Source organism: Bradyrhizobium sp. 197 (assembly GCF_023073375.1).
In the GTDB taxonomy this organism is placed as follows: Bacteria; Pseudomonadota; Alphaproteobacteria; order Rhizobiales; family Xanthobacteraceae; genus Bradyrhizobium.
Window position 1 is genome coordinate 1 of the sequence record NZ_JADPJJ010000183.1, and the last position, 13,253, is coordinate 13,253.

Here is a 13,253-nt window from a genome sequence, read left to right on the forward strand (position 1 = left end):
CGAGAACTTCTTCGGCAAGCTCAAGGAATTCAAGCGCATCGCAATGCGCGCCGACAAGACCGACCAGAGCTTCACTTCAATGATCTATCTGGCCGCGGCCGCGATAAACTCCAGATGAATCCCAACAGACCCTAGGTGAAGTCCTCGGCCCGTTACGTACCGTCGATGATCAGCAAACCTTTGCTGGTTGGTCAAACCGCGAGCATCCGGCTGCCTTGTATGCTCATGAGGGTCAGATTGCCCGTCGCGTAGGCACCGGTATCGATATTGACGCGATTCGCCAGGACTTCGGCGGCACGAACCGGCGTGTGACCATGGACAATATACTTGCCGAACTGCTCTTCGCTCCGAAGAAATTCTTCGCGAATCCAGAGCAGATCGTGTTCTCGTTGCTCGGCCAAAGGTACACCCGGGCGAACGCCGGCGTGGACAAAGAAGAAGTCCCCACAGGTATAGCTAAGCCGCAAATCGTCCAGGAATTCGAGATGCTCGCCAGGCATTGCGCGAATCAAATCGCGGAGTATCGACGCGGGATCGTCGCGCGTCAGATCCGGCGCGAGCCCATAGGACATCAGTGTCTGGGCGCCGCCGAGGCGAATCCAATCTTCGAACAAGGATGGGTCTTCGAAAACCTTTACCAGAAACGCCTCGTGATTTCCCTTGAGGAAGACCGCGTTTCCCCGCCGGCTTCGTTCGACCAGGATGTCGAGCGTGGAGCGTGTGTTCGGACCGCGATCGATATAGTCGCCCATGAATACCTCGATCGCATGGGCCGGCCGACTGCGGGTGACGTCGGCGTCGATCACCCCCAGCATGGGCTGCAGCAAATGCGAGCAGCCGTGAATATCTGAGATCGCGTAGATCCGAACGCCGTCCGGCAGTTGCGGCTTGTGAATCGGCGGGCGAGATCGGGCAAGAGATACGGCAAGAGATACCATGGCGCGCGTACTCGCTGGGGTGGTGGGGATAATTTCGTCAAGTCGGTCCGCGGGCAAGGAGCAGAAAAGACAGCCCACCTCTCTGACAGCCCGATTGCGCCGAAGGCGTGGCGTTCGATTGCTGCCTGGTTTGTCGACACGTGCCGCATAAATCAGGCACCTTCGCCGGGCTGCATTGCTCAAACGCTCGGCTGGAAAGATGCATGCCGGCGGACGAGGCTTTCTGCCGATACAGCTTTAAAGCGCAATCTCTGGAATTTCTAGTAATCGATTCAACGGGACGCTTCAAAGATGGGTGAGCTGAGCGGTTGGCCATACAACGCGCATCTCGTTCGATGGGAACTTGATTCAAAATAGGGCATCGAGCCCGATCGTATGTCAGCACTGTGACGCGATCTTCAACAACACGCGACGGGAATCGTGGCAAACCGCGACGCATAGTGGCGTCGCAAAAATTGTGCGTGCAGCGCCACAATATCGCTGTGATCACTTAACAGGTTGGCACCGGGGAAGTGACGGATCTTCAGCATCACGGATCAACGTCAAGCACTCTCGATGACAGAGGTTCGAATGGCTGTTGCAACTTATGGCTCCGAAAATATTGGTGCACTCTCGTCAAGGCGCGCCTCTGCTTTGCAGAGGCCCTTTCAAATCGTCGTCATTGCTGCTGACTTTCTGCTGATCCTGCTCAGCTATGGCGCGGGAGCTGCGATTTATAGCGCTGCGATCGCTTCCACGGTCGACGGAGCATCGATGGGTGCCGGATTGATTGTCGGCGTTGTGTTCGTCTCGGTCGCGTATTTCCAGGATGTCTATGCCACACACCGCTTGCTGAATCTCGTCTGGCAGCTGCGCAAGGCCGTCTTCATATGGTTGGCGTCGCTGACGATCCTCGCTGTCGCTGCATTTCTGCTGAAGTCGACGGACAATCTATCCCGCGGCACGGTGATCATTTTCGCCGCAATCGGCGGCGCTGGATTGATCAGTCTGCGTTTTGTCTGGCAGTTCGTACTGGGGACAAATTATGCCAGGAGCAGGTTGGTCGATCGGAAGGTGATTTTGCTGAGCCTGAAACCGCTCGACTTCACCTCGAGCCGCTTCAAGGATCTGCGTCGGAACGGCTTCGACGTCATGCGCCACTTCGTACTTGGGATCGACAACGGCGACGGCAATTGGGAGCGACAGATACGAGACGTCATTCGCCAGTCGCGTCAGGAGGACGTCGACGAATATCTTGTTGCGATCGATTGGAACGAATTGCCGATGGTTCGAAAACTGGGACCTTACCTGCGCGCGGTGCCTCAGCCGGTACGCCTTCTGCCGGACGATTCAATTGCTGACCTCGTGTCGCGCCCGTTCCTGCCGGTCAGCGGAACCGTGGCCGTGGAGATTCAGCGGTCCCCGCTCAGTGTCTTCGAGCGTTTGCAAAAGCGCTGTCTCGATATCGGAATCGCCTTGTTGGCGCTCCTCATACTCACACCATTGTTGTTGACAGTTGCCGTACTGGTCAAGCTGGGCTCGCCGGGAACTGCCATCTTCCGGCAGTCGCGCCGAGGTTTCAATGGCAAGCCTTTCGAGATCTGGAAATTCCGGACCATGATGGTTTCCGAAAATGGGCAGACGATTACCCAAGCAACCAAGCGGGATGCGCGGGTCACCAAGCTCGGGCGTTTTCTTCGCATGACAAGCATCGACGAATTGCCACAACTTTGGAACGTCTTGCGCGGCGACATGTCCTTGGTCGGGCCGCGCCCGCATGCGCTCGCGCATGACAATTATTATGACGAGCTCATCAGCAAATACGTCTACCGCCACCACATGAAGCCAGGCCTGACCGGCTGGGCGCAGGTCAATGGCTTCCGGGGCGAAACGCCGACAATCGACCTGATGGAAAAAAGGGTGGAATACGACATCTGGTACGTCAGCAATTGGAGCATCTGGCTGGATCTGAAGATCATGGCGCGTACGGCTTCAGCCGTGATGTTCCAGGAAGCCTATTAGACCCCTAAAGGAAGAGCGCAGGGGCCACAGAACGCCCCTAGCTTCCGCTTCCTGGCGTTTTCCTGAAAAGGCGGACGACTGCATCGCGCAACGCGAGCAGCGGCGGCACCAGAACAAAGAACGCCCCCATTGCCACCGAGGCGACGACGTGGCGAAGTGAGAAGGGCTCGTCTTGCTCGAGTTCGCGCCGATTTGGGTCGAGCGGGGCAGGGGCGAGAGTGGTCGCCGGCTGGCGCCGCGGCCTGCGCGGGGGAACCACGATCAATACGAAGAGGATGTTGAGCAATACCCAGACGCTCAAGACGATGAGCACGATCACCATCAGAACCTACCTAAAAAGAACAAAGAGTATGAGTTCACATTAGCCCCAGGGAACTCGGAAGAAAAGGTGCCCAAAAGGCTGGCAGGTCCAAGCTTCGTCAAGGAGAAGCTGGCGACGACACGGTTCTATCTTGTCGCCGTAATCACCCTCGTCAACCCATGCCTTGGGCTATGGCATACCTTGGGCTACGGCAGAAATCGCAATTTGTGGATTCCGGATGAATACGGAGATCAGGCGATCAGGTGGGTGGGCAGATCGATCCGCGGTCCGCATCCCCTTTGCGGGTTGGTCCCCGCGGCTTCTGGGAACTCCGAAGCCCGAATCGAGCCCGCTAAACAATTCGGCGCCTTGAACACGGGTTAACCCTGGAGCGACGCTGTGGCTCGGCCGAGAGGAACGGGGGATCGCAACAGCAGCCGGCCGGCGAGCGCGTCTGTCGGAGAACTCGTGGTGGGACGACCGTCTCCGGAGGGGCGCGATCGCTGACCGCGACCCCTCGCGTCAGGCAGGCTCGACGTAATAGCTGTTGCGGTGCTTACCCTTGTACGCCTCGATACGCCCGAGCATCTTCGGGTTGGCGCGATTGAGAACGGCACCCAGCAGCTTTTTCTGAAGGATCTCCGATCCCGAAACCGATTCCTGAAGCGCAGTCCGCGTGGTCGCTCCCCATTCGATCACATAGACCATTGCATCGATCAGGACGCTGAACGCCTTGGAGTCCGCCACCGGCATCACCGGGGCGAGATCGATGATGATATACTCGTACTGTTCCCGCAGCACCGTAAGCAGGTCGGCCATCGCCCTCGACGCTATGACGTCGGCCGAATTGACCATGCGAGTAGCAACGATGGAGGGCAGGAAATCGAGGCCCGTCTCCTTGCTTCGTTGCACATGATAACCGAAGGCGGTCGGATCATTGAGGGCTTCGACCAATCCGCTGTTGGCGTTAGGTGCAAGCTCGCGCGTGAGTGAGCGCGTATGCAAGTCGCCGTCGATCAGGATGGTGCGGTGCCCCGTCATGGCAATCAACTGAGCGAAATTGGCCGCGACTGTCGTTTTTCCTTCCTTTGGCAGCGACGATACAATGCCGATGACCTTGATCTCTTTGGTCAGGCGCGCGACGTCGATCGAAACTTTGATATTGCGCAACGTTTCGGCAAACCGGGAGAAAGGATGATCGACGACGTAGCGGGACAGCCCCGCAACGTCGGTCTTCGCGGATGTCGAAAGCAATCCACGTGTCTTTGTCGTGGGCCGAATATCCGGCAGGACGCCAAGGCATTTCACGCCGAGCTCGTCCTCGACCTCCGCGGGGGTGCGCAAGACATCATTGAGCAACTCGCGGGCAAACGCGACCCCGAAGCCGAGGCAGAGGCCACCTACCAGGCCCCCCACCAATGCCAAGAGCGTTCGCGGCGAACTCTTGCGATCGGGCTTGGTCGCGGTACTGATCAGGCGCGCCTCGCTGATCGGGAAGCTCTGATTTTGAGTGGCGCTTTGCAACTTCTCGAGGAAGTTATTGTAGAGATTGCGATAGGTATCCGCCGCGCTTTCGAGGTCGCGTAGCTTGACCTCCGCCTGGCCGGTGTGACCGGCTTGGGCGACGAGCTCTTTCACGTTCTTGTCAAGAGACGACTCTCGGCTTTTTGCGATCTCATAATCGCTGCGATAGGCGTCTCCGATCCGATGAAGTTCATCCGCGATATTCTTGCGCAGCTCTTCCATCTTGTTGGCCAAATTGACCGCCGCAAGATGGGTCTTGCCGTAGCGTCTTGACCAATCGGCATATTGGGCCGCGAGGTCGAGATACTGGGCGCGCAGGCGCGTAATCACCGAGTTGTTGAGGGCGTCCGTCACGGTCGGCTGGGCGAGGTCCTGATCTGAAACCGCTTCGATCCGGTCGAGGCGGGCCTTGGCCTCGGCCGTTGCCGCCCGAGCCTGAACCAGCTGTGTATTCAGATCCGACAACTGCTGCTCGGACATGAGGCCGCGGCTGGTCCCGACAATGTTATGCTCCGCCTTGAAGGTTTGCACCGCGCGGTCGCTGGCCGTCGCCTGCTCGCTAAGCTCGACGCTCCGCTGCTGGAGCCATTCGGTCGCCCGCTTGGTCGACTGGTATTTGGCTTCGAGTGCGCCCACGATATAGGCATCGGCGATAGCATTTACGACCTTGACCGCTTTGTCCGGGTTGTGCGCGCGATAACTGAGCGACAAGACGTATGTGGTCAGGACGCGCTCGACTCTGAGACCCTTTTGAATCGATTCGACCACGGCGTGTTCGATCCGCTCCTGCGAGGGCGGTTCGCGGGATTCGAATACAGCCATGACCTTGCCGATAACGGTGGTGAGAAGTCCCGGATTGGAGCCGTTGAACTCCGGATCCTCCGTTAGCCGCAGGCGGCGAACGATGGAAAGGATGAGGTCGTCAGAGTTTATAACTTCGACCTGGCTGTCGACAAAGCCCGTGTCGATCAAAGCGCTGTTGGTGCCGCTGTCCTTGTCCAGAACCTGGGTTTGTCGGGTATCCATCATTATGCGGGCGTTCGCCGTATACATCGGCTTCGCCAGGATCAGGTAGACGATCACCAGAGCCAGCGCTGCGCCAACTGTCGCAGCGATGAGGGGCCATTGCCGACGGAGGACGTCGGTCACGCGGTCGAAGCTGAGGACCGCGCCGCCAAACTCGATGCCGAATCGGTGTCCCGATCGGAAGTGTTCTCTGGGCTGATACATTTGCAAATTCGCTGCCTTAACGGTCGCTGATCAATTTGGGATGGGAACAGGCTTGAACGGGTTGGCCAGTTTGGTCTTCCACTCGCCGTCCAAGAGAGCTCCGCCCCGAGTCGGAAGGGCCGGTCCATTATCTCTCGGCTGCAATGGCGCGCTGGATGCATCTTCCCCCGCAGCGGAATAGCCTGCTTGCACGGCGAGATCCCCGACCCGTTGCGTGAAATCCTTGATCTTGCGCGCAGCGTCCGGCTTCGTAGACGTGCATCGCGCTTCTGCGACCCGCAGCGCTGCGCCGATCGCCGAGCGATCGGGGGAAGCCGCCGCGGAAATCAGCGTCTGCACTGACGGCAATACCGAGGGATTGGTCGCGATATATGTGGAAAGCCGGGACCTCAGCTTCTCTTTATCGTTGCGCAGCCGCTCCAGAAGCGAAGAAGGCGACTTTACGAAGGCGTCGAGCTCGACCTGCGAGGCGCGATCCGCGAATTCGACGCATTGAGCTTGGGAAGGACCAACGCTCGATGCGACCAGAGCACATCCCGTCAATATGATCGGTAGCCGTCGCGGCTTCGCACGGCGACGTGTCAATCCGCAGCTCATCCGTGTCCCTTCGTCGTTGCTGCAAAATAATTACCAGCGAGCAGTGACAGCCAACTGTGTCAATTTTTGTGCGATGCAAAAGTCCGTGGTTTCATTCAGTTGAATCTGCCGCCGATTGTGAATGCACCGACTGTCCCTCGTCGGTTGCAGCGGGATTTTCAATGCCTGCGCGATCAGCACGTTGCCGCCCACGAATGTTGCAGTTTGAAGATTTTCGAGGCGCCACGAGACGTAGTCGCAAAACCGACACACGCGTTTTGTTCCAAAAGATATCCCTGAACGATTGAGAAACGCCTTTAATAGAGCGGAATCGCAACATGGCCGGATTTCGCGCATACTTTGTTCGCAAACGCTCGCGAACATTCGGCAGCTCGTCGTGGCGCTCGCGAAAACAAAAAACGGCGCAAACTTGTCGCGCGCATGTCCGAATGAGAGCGAGCGATGAGTTTATCGCTGGTCGTCATGCGCCACATGCGATTCTCCAATCGTGAAGATTGAAAGCACGCAAAGACCTGATACAGACTGCTGCAGTGCAATAGCTACGGAATGTCGATGTGACGGAGCTGGTTCATCGTGAGAAAGCGCATGTCCTGCCGCTTGACAGCATCCGGGGTGTTGCCGCGACATCTGTGGTGATCCACCATCTTCTGCTGATGCCGACTTTTCTGGCGGCATTCCCACACAATGCGTGGATCAATTGCTCATTCTTCAGAAGCGCGTGGCTATTGGTCGACTTGTTCTTTGTTCTCAGCGGCATCGTGATGTCGCTGGGTTACGTCGACGGCGACTTCGGCCGCTTCTCGTTGCGCGAGTTCATGGTGCGGCGTCTGGCGCGGGTCTATCCGCTGCACATCGTCATGCTGATCGCAAATCTCCTGTTCCGCCTCCTGCGTATCGGCTTGGTCACAGCCGGCGTCGTAGTTGCAGCTCCCGCAGCCTTCGAGGTGAACAATGCCTATTCCTTCGTGCTCAACGTCTTTCTTCTGCATTCGATGGGGTTCATCGACTATCTCAGCTGGAACGCGCCGAGCTGGAGCATCAGCGTCGAATTCTATACTTACCTGGTGTTCGGCCTGATCGTCCTGCTCGCCCAGCGGATGCGTTCGCTGTTATGGTTCTACGCCCTTTGCGGATTGCTGGTGGTCGGAAGCTTCCTTTTCATCGTGTTCGTGTTCGACAAGAGGAGCCTCGGGCTCCAGACCGACTTTGGCATCCTGCGCTGTTTCGTGAGCTTCTTCCTGGGCGTGCTGACGGTGAAGGCCGTCCATAGCTTGCCGGGCAAGCCGGGTCCGGCCCTGCAGGGCCTGCTGCAATTGGTTGCCATGATTGCCAGTATCGCGCTGGTGTCGCTCGCGGAGACCAATCCGGCGGTTACCTTCCTTGCGCCACTGACTTTCGCGATCTTCCTCGGCAGTTTGTTGGCCTTTCCAGATGCGCTGCTGGTGCCGCGGATCTTGGTGGCAAGGCCGTTGGTCTGGCTCGGGCGCCGGTCCTACTCAATCTATATGGTGCATGCGCTCGTGGTGCTGTTCGCGGAGTACTTCGTACGGGCGCTCGGGCCGCGGCCGATCGCTGCACTCGATTCGATTTGGGCGGGACTGCCGGCCACGCTGAATCTCGTGGTCTCACTGGCAGCGGTGCTGGCGGTTTCTCACTTCAGCTATCTCTATATCGAAGTCCTCGGTGGCAAGCTGTTTCGGAACGCTCTTGGAAGCCGGCCCGATTTCTCGGCATCTCCTGCGCCATCGGCGCGGCTCACCAACTGAGGCCAGCATGACCGCCCTAGCGCTCCAGCGCCCGCGAATTACGCTGATCAGCCTCAGCATCGAGGCGATCGCGCTCGGGGTCTATCTGGTCCGGGATGCCTTCGGCGGCGTGATACGCTACTACACCAGCATCCTTCACCTCGACACGCTCTGGTACCTGCCCGACGCCGTTGCGCTGCTGTGTCTGGTCCAGTTCTTCGTCCATTGCATTCTGCGCAATCGCAGCACCCTGGCCCTCCTGGTGTTCGCGCAAATCATGCTGTCGCTGGTTCTCGGCTACTTCATGATGGGCACCGCCACCGCAGCGATCTCATCATTCAAGATGATGCTGCCCGTGTTTGTCGGATTCTGCTTCTGCGATTCAAGCCTCGGTTCCTACCGAAAGCTGCTGTCGGTGATCGCCGCGACCTTCTATCTCTCCGTGATCGGCGTGCTGCTGACCAAATTCTACGTCATGCCCTGGGTCGGCTACAAATATGAGTCTTTCGGCGCGGTACGCGAGGCGGGCCGGCTGTGGTGGGCCTACGGCGGCGACGATCAGCGCCTTATGGGCTTTGCCGCCGACAATACCATGGCCGCCTTCTTCATCCTGGTGTCGTTTGCGATCACGTCAATTCGCAAGAGCACGATGTGGTGCCTTCTGTACGGCTCCCTTGCGGTTTACGTCATTCGCCTGACCACCAGCAAGACGACCATGATCGTCCTTGTGCTGTACCTGGTGCTGCTGGTGATGGTGCGAATGTTGCCGGAGAAGTCGCGCTTCCCCGCGATCCGGGCCATCGCGTTGTGGTCGTTTGCCGCGATCCTGGTCCCGTTCTTCATGATCGTGGTCGCATCGGGAACGGCGGCGGTGCCGCACTCGACCATGTTCAGCATTCTCGACCGGATCAACAACAGCTGGCAGTTGCCGTTCGTCTATATGAGCCAACTGATGCCGATCGGTCTGGTAACGGGCTGTGGCGCGGGTTGCTTCAACTATCCGCAGAAGCTGTTCTCGCCGCTCGCTGCGTACTGGGTGCCCGTCGACAACTTCTACATCGGGACATACCTGATGTTCGGGCTCCCGTTCGTTGCATTCATGGTGATGGTGTTTCGTGCGAACTTTGGGGCGACCGACGTATACAAGCTGACGCTCATCTTCGTCGTCAATTTGTTCACGATCACGGTCTTGAACTACGGTCCGGCGTCGGGCCTCCTGATCATCGCATTGAGCTTCAGTGAAGTATTCTCCCGACGCGCCACATCCGCGCGGGCAGTTGATGCCGTCCCCATGGAGGTACCGCGGCCGATACGCTCGCTGGACGGTCTCGGCATAGACGTGCCGAGGACGGCGGCGGGCAGAAGCAGGTGAGAACGAACAATGCATAAGCGGCTCGCATTCATCGATACGCTGCGCGGCATCGCCGTGTTGGCGGTTCTGTTCCAGCACGTGCTTGAGGTGATCGTCCAGAAGCACCCGACGGGCGCCTACTACTGGGTCTTCCACGACGCGATCGGCTATTACATGAACTTCGGCCGGTTCGGTGTCGTGCTGTTCTTCTTCGTCAGCGGTTTCGTCATCCCGTTCAGTTTTCCGAATAGCGCGACCCCCGTGCGGGATTTTACGATCAGTCGCTTTTTCCGACTCTATCCGGCCTACTGGACCTCGATGCTGATCGGGCTCGCCACGATGCTGGTACTGGAGTCCAAAGCCTATCCGCTGTGGCAGATCGTCGCCAACGTGACGATGCTGCAGACCTTCGTGAACATCCCGAACCTCTGGGTCTTCTATTGGACGCTGGCGATCGAGCTGCTGTTCTATGTCGGGTGCACCATTCTCTTTGCGATGGGATTGCTGAACCGGCCCCTGACCGCAGTTGGGATTGTTATTGCTGCCGCGCTGATTGGGACGGCCGCGGCGCTTCTGATCGAGAGCAGGACGGTTTCGTCTCTGATGGAGGTTGGACTGAACCTTTCGGCGATGTTCCTCGGTAAGGTCGTTCGCGACACGGTCATCGGCGGAAAGCTGCGTTGGTCGCACGTGGGCGTTTGTACGGCGCTCTACGCGATCTTCGCCATCACGTTGTCCGACAGGCGGTTCGGCGGCGTCTATCAGGAGAACTTCTTCTACAGCTATTCGATCGGATCGGCCTATGTCTGCGCTGCGCTCGTCTTCATCGCGTTTGCTGCGTTCGGTGAGAGGATGGCCTGGCGCGCGATGGCGTTCGTCGGCACGATCAGCTATTCCGTCTACTTGATGTCGCCATTCGTGATCGTCGGGATCCACCGCCTCGCTTGGGTCGGCGATGGACCGTTGGGATGGTCGGCCTTCGCCGTCATGATCGTGATGCTGTCGATCCTGGTCAGCTGGATGACGTATACCTTCGTCGAGAAGCCCAGCATTTCCTTCGGGCAGAGGTTCCGCTCGGCGCGCAGGAAGCCGGTCGTTCTCGATCCTGCTCTCAGCACGCAGGGTGCCGCGGAGTGACGAGAGCTGCGCACCAGGCGAGCCCAGGACACGACGGATCGTTCGTTCCGTCCGTCCAGGGGCTGCGGGGCATTGCGGCCCTGAGCGTGCTGATGGATCATTTCTACGACATGCCGAAGGGGGGCATGTACGACATTCCGGATCCCGGCTTCCTGCCGCCGCTCTGGCTCTGGCTGCAGTCGGTGATCAATGTCGGCGGGCATGGTGTCGAACTGTTCTTCATGATCAGCGGCTTCTTGATCCCGGCGAGTCTGGTGCGGCACGGCTCGCTGCCGCGGTTCTTCTTCGACCGTATTCTGCGCATCATGCCGGTATTCGTCGTCCTGCATCTTGCGTTGTTCGCGGTCGGCCCGGTTGTCGGCTACAAGTTCTTCCGCGGAATCGATCTGACCAGCTATCTCGGAATCTTCGCCGCGAATCTGTTCTTCGTGCAGGACGCGCTTGGCTTGCCCATCGCTCAGCAGAACGCCTGGACATTGACCTACGAGTGGGCGTTCTACATCTGGTTCGCGCTGACATTTTCGATGTTGCGCATCGGAGGCAGGATGCTCGCGACGCCCTTGATTTTGCTGGGGGTCGCCTGCCTCATGCATTGGCCGATTACGGCGTTCTTCTGCATCGGGATGCTCTTCAGCGCCACGGGTTGGCGTATCTCCATTCCGGGGCCTCTCGGTCTGATAGCCGGCCTGGCTTGCGGGGTCGCCATGTATGCGAGCCTGGTGCTGTTTCATCCGTTCGTGGGACTGGTTCCCGGTGTTCTGCTGTTCGGAATGGTGCTGTCCCCTGACTCAGGCCTGGCCCGGGCTCTCAGCACGCCGGCCCTGCAATATGTGGGCAAGATAAGTTACAGCCTCTATCTCGTGCATCCTTTTGTACTGTTTCCGTTGCAGGTGATCGGGCTGAAGCTCGTCGCGGTCGGCGTCGATCGTTGGCTGCTATGGGCGGCATTCATCCTGATCGGCTCGTTGATGTCACTGGTTGCAAGCGCGATCAGCTACGAGCTGATCGAGGTAAGGCTCAGGCGTCTGCTGGACGGGGCGGTTCGCACAACGTTCTTTCGGCCGTTGAGCAAGATGGAACAATCCGTCTAGAAGTTCGCGATGTCTGTTATGATCAGCTCACGGTACGGCCCGCGAGCTTGTAATATGATGGCAACAGTCCATCGGCAATGCGATCCCAGTTCAACAGACCAATTGCCGTCTCCCGCGCACCGTCGCTCAATGCTGCGGCGAGTGGCTTCGACGTCAGCACGCGTTCGAGGGCATCGGCCAGCGCGGCAGCATCGCCGGGGGGGACCAGAAGCCCGTTCACGCCGTCCGTCACGACGTCGGGAATGCCTCCAGTGGCGCTGGCGACGACGGGGCGGGAGTTGCCGTAGGCGGATGCAAGTACGCCGCTTTGCGAGGCATCCTTGTAGGGCAGGGCGACCACGGTCGCGGATTGGAAAAGCCGTCCCGTCTCCTTGGGGGAGATGTAGGCGTTGATCGCCTTGACTGTCGGCATCGCTTCCATCCGCCCGCCGAGCCGCGTCATCTCGGGACCGCGACCGGCGACGATCGCTTCATGCGCGACCCCGCGTCGTGCCAACAGGTCGATCGCATCGATGAAAACGTCGAGGCCCTTGTAAGCCCACATTCTTCCAAAAAACAGGATGCGTCCGGATTCCGGCTCAGTGACCGCGCTTTGCGTCGGCGGAACCATGAGCACGCCGTGCATACTGGAGATGACTTTCCCCTTGAAGTGAGGTGAGGCGCGGCGAAAATCGCCGATACAGCTCTCACCATGCGTCGTGATGAGCGACGCGGACGAGCGCATGCGTCCGCGCCAACCATCCTCTCGTGGAGAGGTGCCGGAGCCGCCTTCCGAGTGCGGAATGGCGTCATGAACAGTTAGCGCCAGCGGAATTCCAAGCGGCCGCAGCAGCTGGACCAGCCTGGACGTATAGATCTCCGGAACTTCGTGACAATGAATCACGTCTGGACGAAAGGATATTATGTCGAGGAAGGAGGCCGGGATGCCGATCGCGCCGCCGCGGCGCAGGCTTAGATCGCGGACCCGGGTATCAAAGGTTTTCGCCACGGCGATATCGGCCAGTTCCCATTGCTGGTTTGCATCCTTGCGGTTGAGGACGAGGCGAACGTCGCAATGGCGGGCCAATCCTGATGCGAGCCGGTAGGAATATTCTGCAAAATGCGGTGCGTAGATTGCTACGCGCAAGCGCCTGGAGTCGTGCCTGGAAGGCGTGGCGGACGTATTCATCGAGGCATCCGTTTTGCATCACATCGTTGAGACCGACTGGAGTGTAGTCCACGATTTGAACTCACTTCCACGCTAAATCGACTGATCAATGGCGCTCATCTGATTGCCATGAGGTCGTCATACTGTCGCACGATTGCGGCCGTCATCGTGACTGAGACAGCTGCACGCGC

At 58.8% G+C, this 13,253-nt stretch carries 9 protein-coding genes; 5 read left to right on the forward strand and 4 right to left on the reverse strand.

From position 1 onward, the window contains the following. Positions 1-191: 191 nt before the first annotated feature. Entirely contained in the window at positions 192-938 is a 747-nt protein-coding gene (locus IVB27_RS39850; RefSeq protein ID WP_247448008.1) for a metallophosphoesterase family protein, read from the reverse strand. Between the two features lie 570 nt (positions 939-1,508). Here IVB27_RS39850 and IVB27_RS39855 point away from each other — a divergent pair. After that, positions 1,509-2,939: an undecaprenyl-phosphate glucose phosphotransferase gene (locus IVB27_RS39855; RefSeq protein ID WP_247448009.1), complete on the forward strand. Its 1,431-nt coding sequence runs from the start codon at positions 1,509-1,511 to the stop codon at positions 2,937-2,939. A gap of 37 nt (positions 2,940-2,976) precedes the next feature. Here IVB27_RS39855 and IVB27_RS39860 read toward each other — a convergent pair whose 3' ends face one another. Together IVB27_RS39860 and IVB27_RS39865 are read right to left on the reverse strand one after the other, a co-directional pair. Further along, entirely contained in the window at positions 2,977-3,261 is a 285-nt protein-coding gene (locus tag IVB27_RS39860; RefSeq protein WP_247448010.1) for a hypothetical protein, read from the reverse strand. A gap of 501 nt (positions 3,262-3,762) precedes the next feature. Beyond that, entirely contained in the window at positions 3,763-5,994 is a 2,232-nt protein-coding gene (locus tag IVB27_RS39865) for a GNVR domain-containing protein (protein ID WP_247448012.1), read from the reverse strand. A gap of 1,151 nt (positions 5,995-7,145) precedes the next feature. Between IVB27_RS39865 and IVB27_RS39870 the strand changes: the two genes are divergently transcribed. Genes IVB27_RS39870 through IVB27_RS39885 form a run of 4 tightly spaced genes read left to right on the forward strand, consistent with a single transcriptional unit; the run spans position 7,146 to position 11,915 of the window. After that, on the forward strand, positions 7,146-8,357 hold the full coding sequence (locus IVB27_RS39870; protein WP_247448013.1) for an acyltransferase family protein: 1,212 nt from the start codon (positions 7,146-7,148) through the stop codon (positions 8,355-8,357). A 7-nt stretch (positions 8,358-8,364) separates the two neighbouring features. After that, entirely contained in the window at positions 8,365-9,708 is a 1,344-nt protein-coding gene (locus tag IVB27_RS39875) for a hypothetical protein (protein ID WP_247448014.1), read from the forward strand. 9 nt (positions 9,709-9,717) lie between these two features. After that, a complete protein-coding gene (locus tag IVB27_RS39880) occupies positions 9,718-10,824 on the forward strand; it encodes an acyltransferase family protein (protein WP_247448015.1) in 1,107 nt (368 codons plus the stop codon). After that, positions 10,821-11,915, forward strand: a complete 1,095-nt coding sequence (locus IVB27_RS39885) for an acyltransferase family protein (RefSeq protein WP_247448028.1) — start codon at positions 10,821-10,823, stop codon at positions 11,913-11,915. The genes IVB27_RS39880 and IVB27_RS39885 overlap by 4 nt, the downstream gene beginning before the upstream one ends. A 22-nt stretch (positions 11,916-11,937) precedes the next feature. Here IVB27_RS39885 and IVB27_RS39890 read toward each other — a convergent pair whose 3' ends face one another. Further along, positions 11,938-13,083: a glycosyltransferase family 4 protein gene (locus IVB27_RS39890; protein WP_247448016.1), complete on the reverse strand. Its 1,146-nt coding sequence runs from the start codon at positions 13,081-13,083 to the stop codon at positions 11,938-11,940. Positions 13,084-13,253: the final 170 nt, after the last annotated feature.

What these genes read in the sequence shown, in the direction of transcription:
- IVB27_RS39855 (WP_247448009.1), top strand. Translation starts at nt 1,509, where the DNA reads ATGGCTGTTGCAACTTATGGCTCCGAAAATATTGGTGCACTCTCGTCA.
- IVB27_RS39880 (WP_247448015.1), top strand. Translation starts at nt 9,718, where the DNA reads ATGCATAAGCGGCTCGCATTCATCGATACGCTGCGCGGCATCGCCGTG.
- IVB27_RS39860 (WP_247448010.1), bottom strand. Translation starts at nt 3,261, where the DNA reads ATGGTGATCGTGCTCATCGTCTTGAGCGTCTGGGTATTGCTCAACATC.
- IVB27_RS39865 (WP_247448012.1), bottom strand. Translation starts at nt 5,994, where the DNA reads ATGTATCAGCCCAGAGAACACTTCCGATCGGGACACCGATTCGGCATC.
- IVB27_RS39875 (WP_247448014.1), top strand. Translation starts at nt 8,365, where the DNA reads ATGACCGCCCTAGCGCTCCAGCGCCCGCGAATTACGCTGATCAGCCTC.
- IVB27_RS39850 (WP_247448008.1), bottom strand. Translation starts at nt 938, where the DNA reads ATGGTATCTCTTGCCGTATCTCTTGCCCGATCTCGCCCGCCGATTCAC.
- IVB27_RS39890 (WP_247448016.1), bottom strand. Translation starts at nt 13,083, where the DNA reads ATGAATACGTCCGCCACGCCTTCCAGGCACGACTCCAGGCGCTTGCGC.